A 23,834-nucleotide genomic window follows, 5' to 3' on the forward strand; every position below is an offset into this window, starting at 1 on the left:
GGATCGAGCATCTTCTTGGTTTCGGCCACCATCTTCCATTCTTCCTTGGTGTAGCCGTCTTCCATGAAGACATCGATATGCGGGATCACGTTGAACGCGATGCGCTTGGTGAACTTCTGAGCGGTGACAGGATCAGCAACAAATACTGCACGCGACTGCTGGAACAATTCGTCCATGCCTTCCTTGCCAGCACCCGAAACGGACTGGTAGGTCGAAACAACAACGCGCTTGATCTTGGCTGCATCGTGCAGAGGCTTCAGAGCCACGACGAGCTGCGCAGTCGAGCAGTTCGGGTTAGCAATGATGTTCTTCTTGCGGAAACCTTCAATCGCATCAGGGTTCACTTCAGGAACAATGAGCGGCACATTGGCGTCATAGCGCCATGCGGACGAGTTATCGATAACAACGCAGCCCTGCGCACCGATCTTTGGCGACCATTCCTTGGAAATGTTGCCGCCAGCGGACATGAGGCAGATGTCGGTATCTGAGAAATCATACTGGTCGAGCGGCTTAACCTTCAGCGTCTTGTCGCCATAGGATACTTCCGTGCCTTGGCTGCGACGCGAAGCAAGCGCTACGACTTCATCAGCCGGAAAGCCACGTTCTTCGAGGATATTGAGCATTTCGCGCCCGACATTACCGGTGGCGCCGACGACTGCAATCTTGAAACCCATTTACCTTCTCCTGTCCTCTCCGCTTCCATAAAAACCCGCGACCAGCGGGCCTTATCCCTGGGCCGGACCCGGGGAGAGAGGGCGAGCAGGCCAAGGGGTCAGACCGTTTTGGTGGTCGTTTTAATGCAAGTGGCCGTGGTAGTTTTGGAAACGGACGCCATAGGGCTGTCAATGGCGATGAGGCCATTCAGTCCACACAGGCTATGTGATGCGCGAGAAGCGTTCACGGGATTGTCTCCTTTTCCGATTGCGCTTTTAAGCCCTTTGAAAAAAGAGTCAATGTGTTTGCAGCGATGAGCGCAACAAAACTGCTCAAATATGCAGGAACGATCCCGCTTATTACGCAGAGACCACGAAATGACAAAGGCCCGCGCAGCGAATGCTGCGCGGGCCTTTCAAAAATGATGCTCTAATTAGTAAAGCAGACGCGTGCGAACCGTACCCGGAATTTCGCGCATTGCCTGAAGCACATCTTCGGCATGTTCTTCCATCGCATCGCCTTCGATAACCACATAGCCGACTTCACCATCGGTCTGCAGAAACTGACTGACGATGTTGATATTGTGCGATGAGAAGATGTTGACGAGGCTGTTGAGGATGCCCGGACGGTTCTCATGCACATGCATGAAGCGCGTGCCGCTTGGACGTGCAGGCAGCTGAACCTGCGGGAAGTTAACCGCACCCAGCGTAGAACCGACATCGGAATACTCAACCAGCTTGCGGCTGACTTCCATACCGATGCGCTCCTGCGCTTCTTCGGTGGAACCGCCGATATGCGGGGTCAGGATAACGTTTTCCAGTCCCTGCAATGGCGAAACAAACGGGTCCTTGTTCGAAGCCGGTTCAACCGGGAAGACGTCAATTGCCGCACCGGCAAGATGACCTTCTTTGAGCACTGTTGCCAATGCTTCCAGATCGACCACTGTTCCGCGCGCGTTATTGATGAGGAAGGCACCCTTCTTCATCTTGCGCAGCTTGGCTTCGGTGATCATCTTGGCCGTCGACTTGTTCGATGGCACATGGAGGCTAATTACGTCCGAAATTTCGAGCAATTCATCGAGCGTGTCCGTCGGGATCACGTTGCCATATTGCAGCTTGTCGGTCATGTCGAAATAGCGGACCGTCATGCCGAGGCTTTCAGCAAGATTACCGACCTGCGAACCGATATTGCCGTAGCCAACGATACCCAGCGTCTTGCCTCGGACTTCGCGGCTGCCGGTCGCGCTCTTGTCCCAGCCGCCGACATGGGCTGCATTGGAACGCGGGAAAATACGACGCATCAGCATGATGATTTCGCCAATCACCAGTTCAGCAACCGAGCGGGTGTTGGAGAAAGGTGCGTTGAATACCGGAATACCACGCTTGCGGGCGGCTTTCAGATCAACCTGATTGGTACCGACCGAGAAACAACCGACTGCGATCAGACGCTGCGCCGCTTCAAACACTTCGTCGGTGAGCTGCGTGCGCGAACGAATGCCAACGATATGCGCGGATGAAATCGCCTCGATCAGCTCAGCCTTGTCGAGTGCCTTGGGCAGATGAACGACGTTGGTGTAGCCGGACGATTTGAAATAATCGACAGCAGACTGGTTAATGCCTTCGAGAAGAAGAACGTTAATACGCTCGCGCGCGAATGAAAGACGTGCAGTCATGTTTGGGGCTTTCAGGCTCTGGGCTCGATGTTCGCTCAGCGACATAAATCAATCTGCAAATGTCGTCACTGCGATATTTTGGGGCATGCGGATGAATTGAACTCTGGGAATTTGTCGGCATTTATCGCGAGAGCGACTTAACACCCAATGCGTGAGAAAAAAACCAAATTCGACGAAAAATGGCTGTTAGAGGTCGTATTTGGATAATCATTCCTATTTCATCGTCACAGCATGCCCGGTCACGCCTAAAATAAAGGCATTCCAACGCCAAACGGACAGGAATAGCGCGCACATTACCATCTGTTCGGGTTGCCTGATCTAGTCTTCGCTGCGAGTCGTGCCATCGCGGTCACGTTCATAGTGTCTTTTGAGTGGAAATGGCGGCAACCAGGATTCACGCCGGATAGTCCAGAGCTCATAGGTTGGCTTGAACTGATCCGGGGCATCGAGAGACCCCAGATTGATTTCAACCTCATCTTCCGATTTTGAAAAGACCGAGGAACCACAACGCGGACAAAAATATCGTCCCGCATAATCCTTTGTTTCACCGTCAATTGTTACCGCGCTTTCTGGAAAAATCGCCGATGCGTGAAACAAAGCGCCGTGATGCTTACGGCAATCAAGACAATGGCAAATTCCTACGCGGTAGGGTGAACCGGAAGCAACAAACCGCACATTGCCGCAAAGGCAGCCCCCTTCAAAACGCTTCATGTCTGATCTCCTCAAGAAAAGAGCTGCCATATTTTCAGTTCTGACAATATTGCGACCACGCTCGTCTTCGGCGCACAGCCTGTCAACTTTCACGGGGCAACAAGCCGGGCGGTTCTCATACTAAAAGATAATAAACGGATTAAACGATTCAGTTCATCATGCTTGCGTGGAAAAAGTGCGTGGAAGTTGGAGGAGAACGTCCGCGCACATCAGCAAAAATGCTGTTGGGAGGAATTAATGTCAGTTCAATCGAGCGCCAAGGCGGGCGCACCTAAAATGACGCGTGAAGAAAAGAAGGTGATCTTCGCTTCTTCGCTCGGCACTGTATTTGAATGGTACGATTTTTATCTCTACGGAACACTTGCTGCCTTTATCGGCGCTGCGTTCTTCAATGAATATCCTGAAACAACCCGTAATATTTTCGTGCTGCTCGCTTTCGCAGCAGGCTTTCTCGTACGCCCGTTTGGCGCACTTGTCTTCGGACGTATCGGCGATCTCGTTGGTCGTAAATATACGTTCCTCGTTACCATCGTCATCATGGGCGCATCGACGTTTCTCGTCGGCATTCTGCCCGGATCGGCAACGCTCGGTATTGTTGCACCTGCGATCCTGATCATTCTGCGCATGTTGCAGGGTCTGGCGCTTGGCGGCGAATATGGTGGCGCTGCAACCTATGTTGCCGAACACGCCCCGAACGGTCGTCGCGGCTTCTACACGTCCTGGATTCAGACAACCGCAACGTTGGGCCTGTTCCTTTCGCTGATGGTTATCCTGAGCATTCAGAACGTGATGACGACTGAGTCCTTTGCTGCCTGGGGCTGGCGTATTCCGTTCCTGGTTTCGATCATTCTTCTGGGTATCTCGGTCTGGATTCGTATGCAGATGAGTGAATCCCCAGCCTTCAAGAAAATGAAGGAAGAAGGAAAAACATCCAAGGCACCGCTTTCTGAAGCATTCGGTCAGTGGAAAAATGCAAAGATCGCCCTCATCGCGCTGTTCGGCCTTACCATGGGTCAGGCTGTCGTCTGGTATTGCGGTCAGTTCTACGCTCTGTTCTTCTTGCAGAACGTGCTGAAGGTTGAAAACCAGACCGCAAACATCATGGTGGCTGCAGCCCTTCTGCTCGGTACCAGCTTCTTCGTTATCTTTGGCTGGCTGTCCGATAAAATTGGCCGTAAGCCAATCATCATGGCAGGCCTGCTGCTTGCGGCAGTAACCTACTTCCCGCTGTTCAAAGCTCTCACGCAGGCTGCAAACCCAGCGCTGGCACAGGCCGAGCAGACAATCCGTGCAACCGTTACGGCAGCTCCTGGCGACTGTAACTTCCAGTTCAACGCAACAGGCACTTCAAAATTCACCAGCTCCTGCGATATCGCAACGAGCTTCCTGTCGCGCAGTGCTGTGCCTTATGATGTTGTAATCGGCCCTGCCGGACAGCCTGCAACGGTCAAGATCGGTGAATCCACTGTAACTTCGTTTGATGCGAATGCAGCTGGTGCAGAAGCAACTGCAAAGCAGGCTGCTTTGACCCATGACATCAACCTCGCCCTGCAAAAGGCTGGTTGGCCGCTCGTACGCAGCCCTGCCAAAGTTGCAGATTCCAAGCTCGATGCCTTCATCGCAGCCAATCCGGAACTGGAACTGAATGCGGAAGCTGTACGTGCCGGTGAAAAGGCAACAATGTCGAGCGCTGATCTGGTCAAGAACAAGATCATCACGCAGGCGGAAGCCGATGCTGCGGCCCAGCCCGAACAGGCTGTCTACACCATCCCGAATGCAGGCGCGTTCAAGATGGTCGCCGATCCTTCGCAGATCAACTGGGTTATGACGATCGCCATTCTCACCATTCTCGTGATTTACGTCACGATGGTTTATGGCCCAATCGCCGCTATCCTGGTTGAAATGTTCCCGACCCGCATTCGTTACACCGGTATGTCGCTGCCATATCACATTGGTAACGGCTGGTTCGGTGGCCTGCTGCCAGCAACTGTCTTCGCGATGAGTGCTGCTAAGGGCGATATTTACTACGGGCTTTGGTATCCGATCGTGCTTGCAACAATCACGCTCGTTATCGGCCTCCTGTTCGTCAAGGAAACCAAGAATGTCGATCTCAATAAGATTGACTAATTGAGCTCAAATAAAATGAAAACGCCGCCTCATCGGGCGGCGTTTTTTATTGGGTCCACTCAACGATATTGTGCCTCGATCTCGATAAGCTTCTGCTTTCGCCAAAGGCCTCCGCCATAGCCGGTCAGTGAGCCATCCGCACCAATCACCCGATGACACGGAATAATGATGGCAATCTGATTGGCACCGTTGGCTCTGGCGACAGCACGAACCGCAAGCGGCTTTTCTACTGCCCTTGCAATCTCGCTATAGCTTCGTGTCTGGCCTGCTCCGATATTCTGCAATTCTCGCCAGACGTCGCGTGTAAATGCGCTCCCATGCAGCACCAGCGGAATATTGAAATTGGCGGATCGACCCGCAAAAAATGCATCAAGCTCCCGTTCCAGCACATCATGCGACGGATATCGTCCGATACCGATTGCACCATGACAGGCCTTGTGCAGCTTTTTCAGCTCTTGCGGCAACGCCTTGCGATCAGCAAATTCCAGCAAATGCAGGGATGACTGATCACACACGGCAATCATTGTACCGAGCGGCGTCTTAATCCAATCTGCGCGGAGCAAGCCATCCTTTTGCAACTGCGCCGGGGGCAGACCTAAAATTCGGGCAAAAGCATTGCGGAACGCATCGGGTGATTCAAAACCTGCATCGACTTGCGCATCGATGACACGCTCTCCTTGCGCAAGCGTCTGGAAACCCTGTCGCAACCGTTCCTGCCGAGCCATTTCAAGGAAGGTAATGCCGAAATGCCGCCTGAAACTACGCCGCACGGTCGATGGATCAAAGCCCATGCCAGCGACATCACCCTCGCTCCAGCGCCGTTGCGGCTGTGCTTCCAACGCCTTCAACAGACGATCGACAGAAACATCCGCTTCCGCTGCGGGCTGCAACGGGTGGCATCTTTTGCAAGCGCGGAAACCGTCGGCAATGCATTCAGGTATTGAAGCAAAAAACCGGCAATTCTCTTTCAACGGCTTTCGTGCAGGACAGGTCAGCCGGCAGAAAATGCCCGTCGAAAGCACGCCAACATAGGCTTTGCCTTCATACGCAGTGTCGCGGGCAAGCAAGGCGTCATACAAGGTGTTCATATCGGGAAGTGTGTTCAACATGACCACTATTCTTAGCGTCCTGGCGATAAATTGCAGCCGGAAATCGGGCGTTTATTTTCCAGCTATCCACTTTCTGCAGAGCGGCGAAACAACTTTACTATAACAAAACAATTCTATTCATTCTTAGTCAAACACACGCTATTTATTCTGAATATCATAGCATTTCCAGCAAAAGTGCGAAGCATTTTTGCGTCGGATATTGCGTAAGAACAAACATTTACAGCGGTTCCAACGATTCATTCTGAACTGGGCCCGCTGTAAGACAGCCGTGTATCCGTAACAAACCGAACAAGCAGGTGAAGAATTGCCTTCAGGAGTCGACACAGCAATCAGTGCTGCTGATGCTTTCTCTCATATGAGAATTATCAATGGCATGGGTATCAGTCTGTGCATATCACGGCTGCTCATCTTTGCTTCGCGCTTCGTCCAACATCCGAACAAGCATAAAATATCTTATATGCATATCGGATGGGTTGTTGTTGTTTTCCTCTGGATCATTCAGTTCTGGTGGGACTATCTTTTTGAAAGCAGCACAAAGACATACAATGTCTATACCTATGTCTCAGACCTTCTTTATGTTTTTGGCCTGTTTTTCATGTGCGTTACTTTAACGCCGGACGACATTAAGGAATATGGCGATTACGAACGCTATTTTATGTCGCGAAAAACATGGCTTCTGTCACTATTGATATTGCTTAATCTGATGGAACTTATGCGCAGTGCTGGCCCCAGCATTTCAATCAATAATGAAGAATCTCCGCTCGGCGATTTCATTTTCTTTGCGATCGAAACTGCCGTGATATTGTTTGCAATGCGGATCAAAAGGAAGGGATTTCAATATTTCTTCATCGCTCTGCTGATAGCTGCGGTGTTCGCAAACTTCACAATACAGCTAGACTGAAAATATTAAAAAAGCCGCTGCGCGATCTCTGCACAGCGGCCAATTCTAAAAGGTATTATCAGCTATTAAGCCGAAAGCGCCTTAAACTTTGCAAGAATTGCATCGCCCATTTCGGTGGTGCCAACCTTGTTGGTGCCTTCCGACCAGATGTCGGCAGTGCGCAGACCATCATCGAGAACACCGGCAATCGCAGCTTCCAGACGATCAGCTTCATCGATCAGGTTGAACGAGTAGCGCAGGCACATGGCAAGCGAAGCGATCATGGCAATCGGATTGGCAACGCCCTGGCCAGCAATGTCTGGTGCCGAACCATGTACTGGCTCGTAAAGCGCCTTGCGCTTGCCGGTAACACCATCAGCAGCACCGAGCGAAGCCGACGGCAACATGCCGAGCGAACCGGTCAGCATAGCAGCAACGTCGGAAAGCATATCGCCAAACAGGTTATCGGTGACGATCACGTCGAACTGCTTCGGCCAGCGAACGAGCTGCATACCGCCAGCATCAGCCAGCATATGCTCAAGTTCAACATCCGAATGCTTTTCCTTGTGACGAGCGGTAACGACCTGATTCCACAGGACGCCCGACTTCATCACATTGCGCTTTTCCATCGACGTAACTTTGTTGCCGCGGGTGCGCGCAAGTTCAAAAGCCACATCGGCAATGCGTTCGATTTCGTAGGTGTCGTAAATCTGCGTATCGATACCGCGCTTCTGGCCATTGCCCAGGTCGATGATTTCCTTAGGCTCGCCGAAGTAAACACCACCGGTAAGCTCGCGCAGGATCAGAATGTCGAGGCCTTCGATCACTTCCGGCTTCAGCGACGATGAATGTGCGAGGGCCGGATAGCAGATTGCCGGACGCAAGTTCGCATAAAGTGCGAGATCCTTGCGCAGACGCAAGAGACCTGCTTCGGGACGTACTTCATAAGGAACGCTATCCCACTTAGGACCGCCAACCGCACCGAAAAGCACGGCATCAGCAGCAAGCGCCTTTTCCATATCCGCATCGGAAATCGCCTGACCGTGCGCATCATATGCCGATCCGCCAACCAGGCCTTCGTCGGTTTCAAAACCGAGGTTCAGACCCGAATTGAGGAAAGCGATAATTTTGCGGACCTCAGCCATTGCTTCGGGACCGATGCCATCGCCGGGCAGGAGAAGGAGTTTTCTGGATGCCATAATGCCAAGCCTCTGTTTTTTCTCACACAATAACGGCAGGGAAATCAATTTCCGATATCGCGCTTTCAAGTTCCGCGAGGGTTATAGAACCCCCTCGCGCGGCAAGCAACAAGCAGCGATGCGAAATTTATGAAAAAGAACAGAGGAGATGCAGAAATTATATAACGGCTTTATCGGGCAGATCCGTTCAAGCTACAAATCTGCCCGAGGCTGGATATACTCTATTCCAGAGGACGCGCTTCCGATGGCAGCATGATCGGAATACCGCCACGAACCGGATAGGCAAGTCTCGCCTTTTGCGAGATCAACTCATTATTTTCCGCATCATATTGAAGCGGTCCCTTGGTTAGCGGACAAACAAGCAGCTCAAGCAGTTTCACGTCGAGGTTGCCTGTATTTTCATCTATTGCCATTATTGTTTCCCCAGCAGTCATTGCAGACGCGAACCATAATCGTCTTTGGCCTTCGCCAGAACCATTTCGGTAATCGCGATGAGGGTCGCGGCCCGTGTTTTTAAATCTGCAGCTTCCAGAAGCGCCTGCTTTTCAGCAGGACCGAAGGGCGACATCATCGAAAGCGCATTGACTAGTGTGTCGTTGGCAGCCCGCGAAATACTATCCCAGTCCGCTTCCAGATTATGCACTTCAAGATAGTCCTTGAAAGCACGCAACAACGCTTCTCGATCAATCTCACCGATATCGCGCGCCGCTTCAAGATCGGTCAGGAACGGTGCAATTTTGCATTGGCGATAAGGCCTGCGGCAGTTCACTTCCTCCAAAACCCGGAACCGGCAGATTCCCTGCAATGTAATAAGCACACGGCCGTCGCCAGTCTCAGAATAGGTGGTGATCCGTCCAAGACATCCAACTTGGCTCAATTGCGGTCGAGCAGTCTCGTCGAACGTCTCGCCCTCGTCGTCGTCATCTGCATCTTCGATGCGAGGCTGGATCATTGCGATAATCCGCTTACCAGCGAGCGCGTCTTCGACCATTTCGAGATAGCGTGGCTCAAAAATGTTCAGTGGCAGCTGGCCACCGGGCAAAAGAAGGGCTCCCTTGAGCGGAAATACCGGAACAAGCTCCGGAATATCCGAAGCTGACCGATATCGGGCATTGCCCACTTGCATGACTTTCTCCTTCTGAGCATTTCCAGTAAAAGTGCGAAGCAGCTTTCCATGTGAAAATGCATAAAAATAAAGAGATAAAGTGGCTTCAATGGTTCCGTATTATGAAGCAGCTTAAGAAAACAGGAGCGATGAAAGCTTGCGGCGCGCGCCCAGTGTCGCCGGATCTGCGTTGCCCCATGCCTCAAAGAACTGAAGAAGCTGCTTGCGCGCACCATCATCGTTCCAGCTGCGATCAGCCTTCATGACGGCCAGCAACTCATCAGCCGCTTCAACACGTCGTCCCTGCGCATTGCGCACCTGCGCAAGATCGTAACGCGCCTGAAAATCGTTCGGATCAGCCTGAACACGACGCTCCAGCTCTACCGGATCACCGATCAGCTTCACCTGATCAGCAAGTGCAAGCCGCGCTTCAAGCGCACGAACCGGCGCTGCATCCTGCTTGTCAGCAGGCAGGCTTGCCAGAATTTCACGCGCCTTCTCAGCATCACCTGATTCAAGCAGGCAAGTCGCCAGACCGACAACAGCATCGACATTATCAGGCGCAACCTGCAGGATTGACGAGAAAATCTGCGCCGACTGCACAAAGTCACCAGCTTCAACCAGTTCCTTGGCCGCGGTCACTGCTTCGGCAATTGCCGCTTCCTGATCGCTTGGACCACCTATTTTCGCGATGAATTCCTTTACCTTGGATTCAGGCAGCGCACCCATAAAGCCATCGGCAGGCTGGCCGTTCACAAAGGCAATAACAGCCGGGATGGACTGGATGCCGAGCTGGCCCGCGATCGACGGATGGTCATCGATATTCATCTTAACGAGCTTGACTGCACCGCCTGCTTCACGAACTGCATTTTCGATAATTGGCGTGAGCTGTTTGCAAGGGCCGCACCATGGCGCCCAGAAATCAACGAGCACGGGCTGATTTCGCGATTCTGCAATAACGTCCGCCTGAAAGGCTGCAGTCGTTGTGTCCTTGATAAGATCATTGCCGCCCAGAGACGCGCCACCGGCAGTTGGAGCCGATGTGCCAAAAGACACATTGCCGGTCATTTGCGCACCTGAGTTCGAATAGGGATTGTTCTGGCTCGTCATCGGATATTCCTTATGTCTTCCAGCTTGCATATAGGGCAGCGGCAGGCCGGTTTCGATATCTCAGTTTGTATCTGCAGCAACCAATTTCAAGCCGCCATCGCACGGCAAGCGTCACTTGCCAGTCTATACCTATGAAGACGCCTTCGCATCCTCTGAAACTGCAAGGATACGCACTTCATGTCCTGTCGCAGCAAGAAAGCGCATCAGGTCGTCCCGTTTGATCGATGTCGTGGCTTCGTTCGTCAGAGGATGCCCATTAATGATGTCGTTTTCCATCAGACTTGCGTCGAGGACGATCTGAACATTTTGCCCTGTATCGTTTACCGCGCCAAAGACCGTAACGCCGCCAGGCACCACGCCGAGGTATTCCATCAGCTTCTCTGGCTTGCCAAAGGAAACGCGGCTGGAAGCACCAATGATCTGATGGATCGACTTGAGATCAACGACCGCGTCTTCATCCACTGTCACCAGAAAGAAATTGTCTTTCTTGTCCTTCAGAAACAGATTCTTGGTGTGACCTCCGGCGATTTCGCCACGCAGGCTTTGTGAATCGGCAACTGTGAACAATGGTGGATGCTCCACCGTCTTCACCTCGATATCGAGGTTTTTCAAATATTCATGCAGCTCGGCCGATGTCATGGGCATAAGATTCTGTTCCCTGAATGCGCGGTCTTTTCAAAAGACCATTATAGAAGCGTTGTTATACACTTAATCACGCGGGCCAAAGACGCAATAGCCGTATTTTGCCATCGCAGAGCGATTGCTTCCGAACAGGCCCGAAGCACCGTGATGAATCGTAAAAGCAAAAATATATGCATTCGAATGCAGCTGATTCACACTGATCTGGCGAGGCTGAGCCTAAGTTGCAAAGGCAAAGCATCTTATTCACAACGGGGCGAGGAATAATTTTTACTATTAATATCAAGAGCTTATGTTATTTCAGCTTTTTCTTTTCAGGAAAGAACATTTTCCCTGTTGCAATATCAAAAGCGTTGGGCCATATAGCGCCTGCCTGACGGAAACGACTGGCGCGAGCGGGTGTAGCTCAGGGGTAGAGCACAACCTTGCCAAGGTTGGGGTCGAGGGTTCGAATCCCTTCGCCCGCTCCAGTTTTCCGTTAAGTATAGGCAACAAAGTCCCGGTTGCGTCCGGGATTTTTGCTTTTTGTACTCCAAAAACCGTTTCACACTTTTCGGAATGCGCTCTAAAGCGTACGACGATTGCTTGCCAGCAGCCACAAGAGATAGACGCCACCGAGCAGACCTGTCGTCAAACCTATTGGCATTTTTACATTGAGCGGAAAATGCTGGCTGATGAGATCAGCCCCTATCAGCAATGTCGCGCCCATAAGCGCGCTTGCAACAAGCGGCACACCGGCTGCACGCGTCAGCCGCCGCACCAGTTGCGGGGCAGCAAGCGCGATAAAGGCTATCGGCCCAGCCGCAGCCGTTGCAATTGATGTCAGGCCAACAGCGGCTAAAACCATGATTAGCCGCGTCAATCCAGTTGCGACACCCAGCTGGCGTGCAGCATCGTCCCCCATTTCGATCAGATCAATCCGCTGGGCATGATAAATCGCAACCGGCAGGATCGCCGCGAAGCCGATGACGGCAGGCAACGCATGAGACCAGGTTCGGGTGTTCAGTGAGCCGGCAAGCCAGAGCTGTGCCGATGCCGCCTGATCAAGATCACCTGCGACAAGCATCACCGTATTTAAACCGGACAGAACCGCCCCCACACCAATGCCAACCAGGATAAGCCGATAACCACCCGTCGTTCGGCCTTTCATTGCGAGCAGAAACACAATCAGCGCTGTGCCGATACCGGATAAAACAGCAGCCAATGCAGTTTCAAATGGCCCGGAATTGAAGAGGATTATCTGGACGATAGCGCCCGTTGCCGCGCCCGTCGTAAACCCTATGATATCGGGCGATCCAAGCGCATTGCGTGAGATGGATTGAAAGATCGATCCCGCCATACCCAGTGAAGCACCAACGAAAAGTGCGGTTATCAAGCGAGGAAGGCGCACGCGAAAAATTATTCGGTCGGTCGTTGGATTAAGACCATGGCCCGTGACGCTTTTGAGAATATCATTGGGGGTAAAACCCATGCTGCCTGTACCCAGATGCATGACGCCCATAGCGCAGGCGAGCACAATCAGCAGAATACAAACAAGCAATGTTCTCATTCGCCATTGAATGGAAAATGAACCGAAACGCAGGACAGATCGACGTTGAGCACTCATAGTTTTGACAGCCGGAATCTGCGAACAACGAAAATGAAGAATGGTCCACCGAGCAGCATCGAAACGATGCCCGCCGCAACCTCTGAAGGTGCTGCGATCACGCGCCCGATAATATCTGCGCCGAGCAATAGAATGGCTGCGAACAGCGCTGAATACGGTAAAATCCAGCGGTAGTTTGGCCCAACCACAATCCGGGCGAGATGTGGAGCCACCAATCCCACAAATCCTATCGGCCCGGCACCCGCTGTTGCAGCGCCAGCAAGAAGCATGACAGACAGGCAGGAAAGGAACCAGGTGCGATAGACATCCACGCCCAGTGCAGCACCCAGTTCTTTGCCAAGCGCAAGCGCGTTCAATCGTCCGGCAATCGAAAATGCTGCAATCAATCCGGCAGCGATCGAAACAGCAAGTACCGCAATGACATCATATCCCCTGCCTTCGACGGAGCCCGCCGACCAGTGACGAAATTGATCCAAAACAGATGTTGGCGCATTGATGATGAGAATGCCCGTAACAGAAGCCAGAACGACGGATATTCCCGCACCTGCCAGCACCAGACGAACGGGATTCGTCCCAGCGCGCCTTTCCTGTCCCAGAAAGAAAACCGCGACCCCGGCAAGGCCCGCACCAGCAAAGGCAAACCAGACATATTGTGAAACACTTGTCAGGTTAAACGCCACGATCCCAAGGATGACCGCAACCGCAGCCCCTGCATTGATGCCCAGCAATCCCGGCTCAGCCAGTGGATTGCGGGTCACAGCCTGCATCACGGCACCTGCGACGCCCAGCGCCAACCCGACCATAATGGCAATAATGGTACGCGGAACCCGCAATTCGCGGATGATCAGATGCTCATTACTTTGAAGATCTGGCATCCAGAGCGCCTGCACGGTATCGGCAAGCGAGATCGAACGCGAACCGAGCACCAGGCTTGCGAAGACGGCAAGCAACAGCACCACAAGCCCCGCAATCAGCCCCCAAAAGCGGCGTTGCCTCTCCGATATGCGAGAGAACCCACAAATTCTCTTTTGTTGAAAAAAGCCGGCAATCATTTACGGAAATGCGGGACGACCATATCGATCATCTGAATGCCCGAATAATAGTCGATGCGAAAGGATGTCGGCCCAAGCGAATAGACCTGGTTGCCTTTCACCGCATCCAGATTGGCAAGCACCGGGTCACTCAGAAATGAGTGTACATCGCCATCCAGGCCGCGCAGGAGAAACACACTCTTGCCGGTTACAGCAGCGGAAAGGTTCTCGTGCGAGATGAAATCAAAATCCGAACTGCGTGTGACTTGCTTTGTGAGAGCATCCGGCAAACCAGCGACCTTAAACCCAAGCGCTTCCAGCAATTGTGCCTGTGCACTTGTTTGTTTGCCGATCGAGTAGCTGTTTCCGATATTATAACCGACAATCGTTACCGGATCGACAGGCGCTGTGATCTCCGCTGCAGCCTTCTCAGCATAATCATCAAAGCGTGCAACGCTTGCGACAACCTCATCCTCAAGACCTGTGGCCTTGCCGAGTTGCTTCGCAATATCTTGCCAGCTCTGATTGGAATAATTGACCACCATGGTCGGGATGCCTTGCGCGACAAGCTCTGCATATTGGGGCAGAACGCTGTCCGCACCTGTCGCTGAAACGACAACCAGATCAGGCTCGGCTGCGATAATTGCCTCAATATCGAATTCCAGATTCGAGTAGAGAACCTCTACGCCACGCTCATCCGCCACCTTGGCCCATTGCGAAAAGAAGCCCTTTTCATCGGTCAACGGGCTTGGCGTGGTTGCCGCACTGGCAACCAGCGGCGCATTGATGGCCAACAGAATACCCGTCAGGCTCGGCGCAGTCGAAACAATCCGCAAAGGTTTGGATTTCAGCATCAGCGTGCCCGAATGATGTTCGATGGTTCGGGGCCATGCTGCATCTTCCGCAAGCGCCGATTTGAAGGGCAAAACCAGCAACGCAAGCATTACCAGAAACTTGAGAACATTCTTACTAAGTGCCATAGCTGATACTTCGTTGCCGCGTTATGCAATGGGATGAGAAGGCGCATCATAAAACATGATCGCGTCACTCCATATTGCAGAACGCATTCTACAATGCAATACGAGGCAATGCAGAGTGACACGCATACCCTGCCGACGACCCATCGAGGAGCCGCAATGACGCACCGCCTTCATGCTGAAGCCGTGACCCTGAAATACGACGAGAGAACGGTTGCAACCGATCTGTCGGTATCTATTCCGGATGCGTCATTCACCGTGATTGTCGGCCCGAATGCCTGTGGAAAATCTACCCTGCTCAGAGCATTGTCGCGATTGCTCAAGCCAAGTCAGGGGAAGATCATTCTCGACGGCGGCGATATTGCGAGTTTGCCTGCAAAAGAGACCGCCCGACGGCTGGGGTTGCTGCCGCAAAGCTCGACTGCACCGGAAGGTATCACTGTTGCAGACCTAGTGGCGCGCGGCCGTTACCCGCATCAGTCATTTTTGAGGCAATGGTCAGAAGCTGATGAACTGGCTGTGGCGCAAGCCATGGAAGCCACCCGCATCACCGAATTGGCGGGAAGGCTTGTCGATGAACTCTCCGGTGGCCAGCGCCAGCGCGTATGGATTGCGCTCGTTCTGGCACAGGAAACACCAATCCTGCTTCTGGATGAGCCAACAACCTATCTCGACATCGCACACCAGATTGAGCTGCTTGATCTGCTTGCGCAGCTTAATAGACAAGGGCGAACAGTCGTCGCCGTACTCCATGAACTGAACCACGCCTGTCGTTATGCGACCCACCTGATTGCCATGCGGGAAGGTGCGATTATAGCGCAGGGCAAGCCTTCTGAAATCGTCACCGAACAACTGGTTAAAGACGCATTCGGGCTGTCTTCGATCATCATTCCGGACCCGGTTTCGGGGACGCCGCTGATCGTTCCGAAAAGCAGCACCGCCCATATAGAGCCAGCGGAATAGCACATACTCCACTCTGAAAACCGGACCCGGTTTTCGGGATGCGCTCTAGCTGTTCGGCATTTCCAGTTTGGTATCGACGATAAGGCCACCTGTCGATTCATTGACGATGCAAGCTTCATGGAAAAGCGCACGGCGCTCCTCATCCGTGCGCAACTGGCCGAGATCAGCAACCGTAGTCATCACACAGACAATCTCTCCCTGGGCATCGAGCACAGGCGAAGCCTGACCCGTTACATTCGACAAAAGATGGCTGGTCATCTCGGACCAGCGGTCTTCACGCACCTTTTCAAGCAAGGCTTTGGACGGCGGAGTTCCGCGAAAATGCGCGGGCTGCACCTTGCGCACTGCATCGACCGTGGCCTTTGGAAGATAGGACTGAAAAATATGGCCGCAGGCTGTATTGTCGATCGGCAAGGTATCTCCAAGCGCCAGCGGGTTCACGGAAAAATAGGCGCTGCGATACCAGCGAACCAGCGTTGGCCCTCGGTCAGTCCAGATCGCCACCCCCCCACTCATCGCATGACTTTGCGATAGAGCTTTCATGTGTTGTGCAGCAATTTCCACCGCATCGACCCGCCGAAGCGCGCCGATGCCAATGCTCAGTGCCGTTGGACCAAGATCATAAAAGCCACTGACCGGATCCTGCTTGGCAAGCCCCTCTTTTACAAGGCTTTGCAAATAGCGATGCGCTGTCGAGCCGCCGGTTCCAGCTCGTTTTGCGACCTCCCCCAAAGGCAGCTCATTCTCGGCGTTGGCAAGAATTTTCAGAAATCGGGCAGCAATTGAAACAGACTGAATCGTCCCGGAACGTTTGTCGCTAACGACTTCCGTCTCCTCACTCACGGATTGATCCTGATCTTCCAATTGTCATGCCTCCCATAGATTCACCCCTTTCTTTAGCCCGATGGGTAAGTAAAGTCATGCCTTTCCAGATAGCTAAGCCGACAAAGTCCTCGTCGCACGATACCGCGCAGGCCATCCCACCCCAGAACATGTTGCGATTTGGCAACATACTCAACAAGCTTGCATTCATACTGTATTGCGGTATGCATTCCTTATTGCGGAATCTCTTTAGTCAGCATAACAGAACATGACTTACACACTCATGTTTTGAGGCGACTTATGATTACCCGCTCCTCCCGCAGCTTTTTCTACGGCGTCAGCGCATTGACGCTGGCAGCGATTTCAAGCTCATCGGCCTTCGCGCAAGATGCGGACGCATCAGGAAGCTCCAAAGGACTGGTGCTCGACACACTCGTCATCACCGGCGAAAAAGTTGCGCGTGATATCAAGAACACCGCCTCATCCGTGACCGTGATTACGGCAAAGGAAATCGACAAGGAAAAAACTGGCGACACTTCCGTATCGGAAGCGGTTCGCGGAACACCCAATGTTGTTTATACCGACACTGTTGGCGCACCGGTCATTCGTGGTCAGGACACGCAGGGACCAAACAATGGTGCGACGGCCTTCTTCTCGGGCACCGTCCCCCGCGCAACGATCAATCTTGATGGTCATTACTTGAACTATAACGAGTTCATCTTTGGCTCCACCTCGATCTGGGATCTCGACAGCATCGAGGTTTTCCGCGGGCCGCAGACCACATCGCAGGGCGCGAATGCGATTGCCGGTGCAATCGTGGTCAATACCAAAGACCCGACTTTTGAGCAGGAAGGCGCATATCAGGTCGAGATCGGCAGCTATAAATCCAAGCGCACTTCTATCATGCTGAATAGCCCGCTCTACAAGGATGAGCTCGCTGGCCGTCTGGCAATTGATTATTCGGGTCGTGACACCTTCATCGATTATGTCAATCCGGGTTTTTACTCTTCCGGCACCGATCAGGATTTCCAGTCGCTGAACATTCGTTCGAAGCTGCTCTGGCAGCCTGCGGAAATCCCCGGCCTTGAGGCAAAGCTCACCTACTCTTTCAACAAGAGCAATCGCCCAACCTATGAAGCGGCCACGCCGTTTTACTATGATCTCGATTACAGTGGCGCCACCTTGCCGTCGTGGGATCAGCGTACCAATACCGGCATCCTGGATGTCAGCTACGAATTTGATAACGGCTTCAAACTCCACAACCAGACACAATTCTCAGATTCATCGGTCGAGCGCAGAGTAGGTATCGCGCATAATGGTGATGCCAATATTGACCAAACCAATATTTCGAATGAAACACGCCTCACTTTTGGAGATCAGGAGGATGTCCTAAGCGGTGTCGCCGGTGTTTATTTCGCCCATACGAAGACCGACGAGCTACTCGATATGGTGAACGCGGTCAATAAGGTCGCCGTCAACAACTATATCTCGACGTTTGACGATAAGAAAACGAATGTTGGCCTGTTTGGTGAGCTAAGCTGGCGTATGAATGAACAATGGACCTTGACTGGAGGCGCACGCTTCCAGCACGACAAAATTCAACGCGATGGCGTCTCGGTCTATGCGCTCGACGCGATTAATTTCGATGAATCCTTCTCGGCTTTCTTGCCTAAAGTATCGCTGGCCTATGCTATCACCCCTGACCTTACAGTCGGTGGTCTTATCAGTCGCGGTTATAATCCCGGCGGTGTTTCGCTTTATATGAACACAGCCAACCCTGCGACGAGCAAATGGAACAAGTTCGATGAGGAAACTCTGTGGAACTATGAATTGTTCACCCGCGCGGAGTTCCTGGACAACAAGCTCGTTATAAACGGCAACGTATTCTACATGGACTTCAAGAATGCCCAGTATAATATTCCGGTTGTCATTTCTCCCGGCATCACACAGTCATATACGATCAACGCGGAAAAGGCACATGCCTATGGGCTTGAACTCGGCGCCGATTATCAGATCCTCGATAATCTGACCCTCAAGGCAGGGGCTGGCATCATGCGCACGAAAATCGATGAGATTTCGAGCAACCCTGATTATGCAGATAACGAGTTCGCCAAATCGCCGGGCTATATGCTGAACTTCGGCGCAAGTTGGAATGTAACCGAAAAACTCAATGTTTCCGGTGATGTGCGCTACATAGACAGCTACTATTCCGATGTCGCGAACACCCCGTCCTATTGGATTGATGCTTACACAATCGCCAACGCACGCGTGAGTTACGACTTTAACGAAAAATTCCAGCTCTACGGATTTGTGAAGAATATCTTCAACGAACGTGTACCAACATCCAAGCAAGCAACGCGCGGTCTAAGCGGAGCAACGACACAGGCCAGCATGACAATGCCACGCACTTTCGGCATCGGCATCAAGGGCAGCTTCTGACCACTTGCATCAATCAATCAATCAAACCGCGAGCTTTCGGCTCGCGGTTTTCTGCTGAAAAACTGACCGGATTTTGTCATGACACCTCGCAAAACGCTCCACATCGGCATGTCGCTCGCTCCCACCTGGCTTAGCAATGATGGCTGGCGCCACGACAATAGCGATATTGAAGGTGTCTTCGGCTCAGACTTTTATGTCGACATCGCGCGGCGCGCGGAGGCTGCAAAACTCGACTTCGTGTTTCGTCCCGACAATCTGTTTCTCAACAGCCAGATCATGGAAACCTCGCCCGGGTTTGCCAGTCTGGATGCCACTTTACTGATGGCAACGCTTGCGCGCGAAACGTCAAAAATCGGTCTGCTTACCACGATTTCAACCACTTTCATGCCGCCCTATGCGGTCGCACGGCAGGTTCTGTCATTGCATCACTTAAGCAACGGGCGTGCGGGATGGAACATCGTTACCGCCCTTGATGGCAATGTGAATTTTGGTCTCGATGAAATGCCGACATCTGACGAACGCTATGCACGGGCAGCAGAGTTTACCGATGTCGTGCAAGCGCTCTGGCAAAGCTTCCCCGGCTCTGCTCTCAAGCGTGACCGGGCCAGCGGTAACTATGCCGACCCAGCACGTATCCAACCAATCAATCATGAGGGCGCTTCGTTTAAAGTCAAAGGCCCGCTCAATATTCCTTCACTGGAGAATGTTCCGATCCCGCTCGTTCAGGCGGGTGCTTCACCAGCCGGGCGCAATTTTGCAGCGTCAGTCGCCGATGCGATTTTCTCGGCAACGCCCGACATCGATGCGGCGATTAATCTGCGCAATGATCTGCGTTCTCTGGCACAATCTCACGGTCGGAATGCCGACGATGTGCGTCTGCTTCCGGGCCTCAGCCTCTATCTCGCACCAACGCGCAAAGAGGCGGAAGAGCTTTTTTCCTATACTCACGCGCGCGGCGACCGCACGCGCAAGATTGCCTATATTCGGGATATGACCGGCCTTGATCTTACCGACTGGCCCGAAGATCGCCTGATCCGCCCCTCGGACCTGCCTCCGCCACCAGAAAAAGTACGCAGTAAAACCCATGCAGGATTGCTGCAGCGCCTTTTGCAGAAAGAGACGCTCAGCCTTGAAGACCTGCTACGCAGGCCGGAAGTGATCAGTGCTGCCCATTGGCAGATCATCGGCACGGTCGACGACGCTGCCAACGCAATCCAACAATGGTCTGATGCCAGTGCTATCGATGGTTTCATCACCGCACCCGGCGGTTCAACGTCATCCATGCATCTCGCACTTGACGAGCTGATGCCAAGGTTGAGTGAAGTGGGCCTTCTGCGCATCGACTATTCCGGCGACACATTTGCCCATCACTTAAGCGAATAGGCCTTGCCGCTCACGCGAAGCTGAAATCAAGACCAATATCAAGGTTGGGCGCGCTATGCGTCGTCCAGCCTATTGAGATCAGATCGACACCGCTTGCTGCAACGGCTGCAACGGTTTCAGGCGTAATCCCACCTGAAGCCTCGGCAATCGCCCGGCCATCGATAATGCCAACTGCCTCGCGCAATTGCGCGGGTGACATATTGTCGAGCAATACCGCATCAACACCGATCGCCATCGCTTCAAGCAACTGCTCCAGTGTGTCGACTTCCACTTCAATCTTGACCATATGGCCTGCATTGGCCTTGGCGCGGGAGATTGCTTCGCTCACACCACCCGCAACTGCAATATGATTATCCTTGATGAGCACGGCATCATAAAGCGCAAAGCGGTGGTTCATGCCACCGCCTGCCCGCACGGCATACTTTTGGAAAGCACGCAGCCCCGGCATGGTCTTGCGCGTGCAGACGATTGCAGCTTTCGTCCCCGCAACAGCCTTGATCAGATTGGCTGTTGCTGTGGATACGCCTGAAAGGTGCCCCAGAAAATTGAGCGCCGTGCGTTCGGCCGCAAGGATACTGCGTGACGAACCCGATACGCGAGCGATTTCCGTACCGGGCTGATGCGAAATACCATCGCTGCTCAACCGATCAAAGACAATCGCGGGATCAACCAGCCGGAATGCAGTTTCCGCTACGTCCAAGCCAGAGATCACGCCCGGCTGCCGCAGGCTGAAAACCATTGTAGAGCGATGATCAGCAGGTACAACTGCATTGCTAGTGATATCGCCTGCCAATCCCAGATCTTCTAGAAGGGTCGCACGTACTAGCGGTTCGACAAGCAAGGGGGAAAGGCGCGGGAGGTCCATCATGCGATCCTCGACAAAGGTTGATCTATGGCAATTTCGCGTGCGAGTGCAAAAGCCTGTTCAAAGGTGTAGAAGCTGCGCTGAGCCTGCTCATTTTTGCTGCGATAATCCGTGCGTGCGTGGCTACCGCGAGACTCCTGCCGCTCGAATGCAGCAACACTCATGACAAGTGCCGCAGCTGCCGCATCATTGGTTTTCACAAGCGGAAGCAGCGCAGCAATTGCAGCCCGCAGTTCGTGTTCATTGCGCAGCAGACCAAGTGAGCGTGAGACAATTGGGCGAATGGCGGAGGCATCGCTTGATAGCGGTGCATTGGTGGCTGCAAGCAATGGTACTGACACCTTCGGCTCGTGTGCGATGGCACGGCCTGCCCGCAAACCCATGACAGCCGCTTCAAGAAGCGAATTGCTTGCCAGACGGTTTGCCCCATGAAGTCCGGTACAGGCGGCTTCACCCACAGCCCACAATCCCTGCAGGCTGGTGCGACCATCACAATCAGTCGCCACCCCGCCCATATGATAATGGGTGGTAGGCATCACCGGGATCAGATCGCTGGATGGATCGATACCATACCGCTTCAGAAGTGCTTCAATAGCCGGAAACCGCGTTGCAAAACGCTTGCCGAGACAAACCCGTGCATCAAGGAAAACGTTCCGACCATGTGCAACCTGCTCTCCAATCGCACGCGCAACAACATCGCGTGGAGCAAGCTCCTGTCCATGGACATGCTGCATGAAACGCTCACCGCGATCATCGACAAGGATTGCCCCCTCGCCGCGTACAGCCTCGCTGATCAGCGGCAATCGCTGCGCTGAAACGGCCAGAGCGGTCGGGTGAAACTGCACAAATTCCATATCTGCTAGAACGGCACCCGCACGACCGGCCAGCGCCACTCCCTGACCAAGATTTCCAGGCGGCGTGGTCGTCGCCACATACAAGCCGCCCGTTCCACCTGTGGCCAGGACGATAGCACAGCCTGCGACTGGCCCGACGCCTTCGAGCTCCACCCCGCAAACCCGTTTTTCATGCGTGATAAGACGCAGCGCTTTTGTATTCTCTCGCACCGTGATCGATGGCGTGGCGAGAACTCTGGCGATAAGTGCGCGCATGATACCTGCACCTGTCGCATCCCCGTCAACATGGGCTATGCGATGCCGGGCATGGGCGGCCTCAAGCCCCAGAGAATAGGTGCCATCCGGTTTGCGATCAAAGCGCACCCCATATTCTTCAAGCGTTGCAATCGCTTGAGGAGCGGCCTCGATAATATGCGCTGTTACCGTCGGATCGCAAAGACCGTCACCTGCCGCCAGCGTATCCGCAATATGCAAAGCTGCGCTATCATCGATACCAAGAGCTGCGGCAATACCACCTTGTGCCAACGGGCTGGAGCCCGCCAGGCCAAGGGTTCCGGCAGTCACCAGCAAGACGGGATGGGAGGCAACTGAAAGTGCACTCATCAAGCCTGCAAGGCCGCTGCCTATAACGATGACAGGGGCCGTCGTCATACCGCAAGCATCCGCTCGACAGCACGGCGTGCAGGTTCAGCAATCGCCGGGTCAACGGTGACTTCATGCCTGTTGTTTTCCAACGCATCACGAATATTGCCAAGCGTGATCCGCTTCATATGAGGACAGAGATTGCAGGGCCGGATGAATTCAACATCGGGATGATCGACAGCCACATTGTCACTCATTGAGCATTCGGTCAGAAGCACCACGCGTTGCGGCTTCTTTTCACCGACGAAGTCCGACATCACAGCCGTCGAACCGGCAAAATCGGCCGCCTCCACCACTTCAGGCGGACATTCTGGGTGTGCCAACACCATGACGCCGGGATGGCTTTCGCGCAGTTCGCGAATGTCGTCCGGCGTGAAGCGTTCATGCACTTCACAATGACCATGCCAGGCTAAAATTTCGACATCGGTTTCCCGCGCAATGTTCTGTGCAAGATATTCATCAGGGATCATCAGCACGCGCGGCACGCCAAGCGACTCGACGACCTTTTTCGCATTCCCCGACGTGCAGCAAATATCGGACGCAGCCTTCACAGCAGCCGATGTGTTGACATAGGTGATGATCGGCACGCCCGGATGCGCCTCACGCAAAAGCGCTACATCCTGCGGCGTAATCGAATCCGCAAGTGAGCAGCCAGCGCTCATATCAGGGATCAGGACAGTCTTTTTGGGATTGAGCAGCTTGGCGGTCTCCGCCATGAAATGCACGCCCGCCAGCACAATCACATCGGCTTCGACATCAATCGCCTTACGCGCAAGTGCGAGACTGTCGCCGACAATATCCGCCACGCAATGGAAGATTTCGGGTGTCTGATAATTATGCGCGAGAATAACTGCATTGCGTTGGCGCTTGAGTTCAAGAATGGCCGCAACATCGTCTTCAAAGCGCATCCACTCAACCCGAGGCAGGACAGACGCCACGCGATCATAAAGCTTTGAAACAGAAACAAACTCATTCATGGCAGCCTCCCGAGCAGCGCATACAGCGGTTCCATTTAAGAATGAATCGTTGGAACCTCTGTAACTGTT

General features: G+C 53.2%; 21 protein-coding genes and 1 tRNA gene. 6 read left to right on the forward strand and 16 right to left on the reverse strand.

Features of this window, described 5'->3' with window-relative positions:
- From RT142_RS21630 to RT142_RS21640, 3 genes are all read right to left on the reverse strand, one after another.
- Positions 1-674, reverse strand: a 674-nt coding sequence (locus RT142_RS21630) for an aspartate-semialdehyde dehydrogenase (RefSeq protein ID WP_313031410.1), incomplete at its 3' end; no start/stop codon positions are given.
- Positions 675-1,087: 413 nt separating this feature from the next.
- Positions 1,088-2,326, reverse strand: coding sequence for a phosphoglycerate dehydrogenase (gene serA, locus RT142_RS21635; protein WP_007877765.1), 1,239 nt, complete (start codon positions 2,324-2,326; stop codon positions 1,088-1,090).
- A gap of 318 nt (positions 2,327-2,644) precedes the next feature.
- Complete coding sequence (locus tag RT142_RS21640; protein ID WP_313031413.1) at positions 2,645-3,037, reverse strand: GFA family protein; 393 nt, start codon at positions 3,035-3,037, stop codon at positions 2,645-2,647.
- A gap of 237 nt (positions 3,038-3,274) precedes the next feature.
- Between RT142_RS21640 and RT142_RS21645 the strand changes: the two genes are divergently transcribed.
- A complete protein-coding gene (locus tag RT142_RS21645) occupies positions 3,275-5,164 on the forward strand; it encodes an MFS transporter (RefSeq protein WP_007877756.1) in 1,890 nt (629 codons plus the stop codon).
- A gap of 59 nt (positions 5,165-5,223) precedes the next feature.
- Here RT142_RS21645 and RT142_RS21650 read toward each other — a convergent pair whose 3' ends face one another.
- The gene (locus tag RT142_RS21650) at positions 5,224-6,273 is read right to left on the reverse strand and encodes a bifunctional transcriptional activator/DNA repair enzyme AdaA (protein ID WP_105520016.1); all 1,050 of its coding nucleotides are present in this window, start codon (positions 6,271-6,273) and stop codon (positions 5,224-5,226) included.
- A 457-nt stretch (positions 6,274-6,730) separates the two neighbouring features.
- On the opposite strand from RT142_RS21650, the gene RT142_RS21655 reads away from it, so the two are divergent.
- Complete coding sequence (locus tag RT142_RS21655; RefSeq protein WP_162733839.1) at positions 6,731-7,174, forward strand: hypothetical protein; 444 nt, start codon at positions 6,731-6,733, stop codon at positions 7,172-7,174.
- Positions 7,175-7,239: 65 nt separating this feature from the next.
- Here RT142_RS21655 and leuB read toward each other — a convergent pair whose 3' ends face one another.
- The 5 genes from leuB to RT142_RS21680 form a co-directional block, all read right to left on the reverse strand.
- Complete coding sequence (leuB, locus tag RT142_RS21660) at positions 7,240-8,352, reverse strand: 3-isopropylmalate dehydrogenase (RefSeq protein ID WP_007877752.1); 1,113 nt, start codon at positions 8,350-8,352, stop codon at positions 7,240-7,242.
- A gap of 221 nt (positions 8,353-8,573) precedes the next feature.
- Positions 8,574-8,765 carry a Trm112 family protein gene (locus tag RT142_RS21665; protein WP_007877751.1) on the reverse strand — a complete coding sequence of 64 codons (192 nt, stop codon included), beginning with the start codon at positions 8,763-8,765 and terminating at the stop codon, positions 8,574-8,576.
- A 17-nt stretch (positions 8,766-8,782) separates the two neighbouring features.
- Positions 8,783-9,478: an LON peptidase substrate-binding domain-containing protein gene (locus RT142_RS21670; RefSeq protein ID WP_313031425.1), complete on the reverse strand. Its 696-nt coding sequence runs from the start codon at positions 9,476-9,478 to the stop codon at positions 8,783-8,785.
- Positions 9,479-9,589: 111 nt separating this feature from the next.
- On the reverse strand, positions 9,590-10,567 hold the full coding sequence (gene trxA / locus RT142_RS21675; protein WP_079213412.1) for a thioredoxin: 978 nt from the start codon (positions 10,565-10,567) through the stop codon (positions 9,590-9,592).
- Between the two features lie 129 nt (positions 10,568-10,696).
- Positions 10,697-11,212, reverse strand: coding sequence for a prolyl-tRNA synthetase associated domain-containing protein (locus RT142_RS21680; RefSeq protein ID WP_113159755.1), 516 nt, complete (start codon positions 11,210-11,212; stop codon positions 10,697-10,699).
- 389 nt (positions 11,213-11,601) lie between these two features.
- Here RT142_RS21680 and RT142_RS21685 point away from each other — a divergent pair.
- Positions 11,602-11,676 (forward strand) — tRNA-Gly (locus tag RT142_RS21685).
- A 95-nt stretch (positions 11,677-11,771) separates the two neighbouring features.
- Here the strand turns inward: RT142_RS21685 and RT142_RS21690 are convergent.
- The 3 genes from RT142_RS21690 to fepB all read right to left on the reverse strand — a co-directional run bounded on the left by RT142_RS21690 (position 11,772) and on the right by fepB (position 14,823).
- Positions 11,772-12,812, reverse strand: a complete 1,041-nt coding sequence (locus RT142_RS21690; RefSeq protein WP_313031429.1) for an iron chelate uptake ABC transporter family permease subunit — start codon at positions 12,810-12,812, stop codon at positions 11,772-11,774.
- Entirely contained in the window at positions 12,809-13,771 is a 963-nt protein-coding gene (locus RT142_RS21695) for a FecCD family ABC transporter permease (protein WP_105520022.1), read from the reverse strand. The genes RT142_RS21690 and RT142_RS21695 overlap by 4 nt, the downstream gene beginning before the upstream one ends.
- An 89-nt stretch (positions 13,772-13,860) precedes the next feature.
- Positions 13,861-14,823 carry a Fe2+-enterobactin ABC transporter substrate-binding protein gene (gene fepB / locus RT142_RS21700; protein WP_194780014.1) on the reverse strand — a complete coding sequence of 321 codons (963 nt, stop codon included), beginning with the start codon at positions 14,821-14,823 and terminating at the stop codon, positions 13,861-13,863.
- 156 nt (positions 14,824-14,979) lie between these two features.
- Here fepB and RT142_RS21705 point away from each other — a divergent pair, with 156 nt between their 5' ends.
- Entirely contained in the window at positions 14,980-15,783 is an 804-nt protein-coding gene (locus RT142_RS21705; protein ID WP_194780013.1) for an ABC transporter ATP-binding protein, read from the forward strand.
- Positions 15,784-15,828: 45 nt separating this feature from the next.
- Here RT142_RS21705 and RT142_RS21710 read toward each other — a convergent pair whose 3' ends face one another.
- Entirely contained in the window at positions 15,829-16,647 is an 819-nt protein-coding gene (locus RT142_RS21710) for an IclR family transcriptional regulator (protein WP_409558597.1), read from the reverse strand.
- A gap of 258 nt (positions 16,648-16,905) precedes the next feature.
- On the opposite strand from RT142_RS21710, the gene RT142_RS21715 reads away from it, so the two are divergent.
- Both RT142_RS21715 and RT142_RS21720 read left to right on the forward strand, forming a co-directional pair.
- Positions 16,906-19,044: a TonB-dependent receptor gene (locus tag RT142_RS21715; protein ID WP_313031438.1), complete on the forward strand. Its 2,139-nt coding sequence runs from the start codon at positions 16,906-16,908 to the stop codon at positions 19,042-19,044.
- Positions 19,045-19,122: 78 nt separating this feature from the next.
- The gene (locus tag RT142_RS21720; RefSeq protein WP_313031440.1) at positions 19,123-20,427 is read left to right on the forward strand and encodes an NtaA/DmoA family FMN-dependent monooxygenase; all 1,305 of its coding nucleotides are present in this window, start codon (positions 19,123-19,125) and stop codon (positions 20,425-20,427) included.
- Between the two features lie 10 nt (positions 20,428-20,437).
- Here the strand turns inward: RT142_RS21720 and nadC are convergent, their stop codons facing one another.
- Genes nadC through nadA form a run of 3 tightly spaced genes read right to left on the reverse strand, consistent with a single transcriptional unit; the run spans position 20,438 to position 23,765 of the window.
- A complete protein-coding gene (nadC, locus tag RT142_RS21725; protein WP_113159810.1) occupies positions 20,438-21,292 on the reverse strand; it encodes a carboxylating nicotinate-nucleotide diphosphorylase in 855 nt (284 codons plus the stop codon).
- Positions 21,292-22,797, reverse strand: a complete 1,506-nt coding sequence (locus RT142_RS21730) for an L-aspartate oxidase (protein WP_313031442.1) — start codon at positions 22,795-22,797, stop codon at positions 21,292-21,294. Before RT142_RS21730 ends, nadC begins: the two co-directional genes overlap by 1 nt.
- Entirely contained in the window at positions 22,794-23,765 is a 972-nt protein-coding gene (nadA, locus tag RT142_RS21735; RefSeq protein ID WP_313031445.1) for a quinolinate synthase NadA, read from the reverse strand. Before nadA ends, RT142_RS21730 begins: the two co-directional genes overlap by 4 nt.
- Positions 23,766-23,834 lie beyond the last annotated feature (69 nt).

Origin of the sequence: Brucella sp., from assembly GCF_032066345.1 — a bacterium.
In the GTDB taxonomy this organism is placed as follows: domain Bacteria; phylum Pseudomonadota; class Alphaproteobacteria; order Rhizobiales; family Rhizobiaceae; genus Brucella; species Brucella pseudogrignonensis.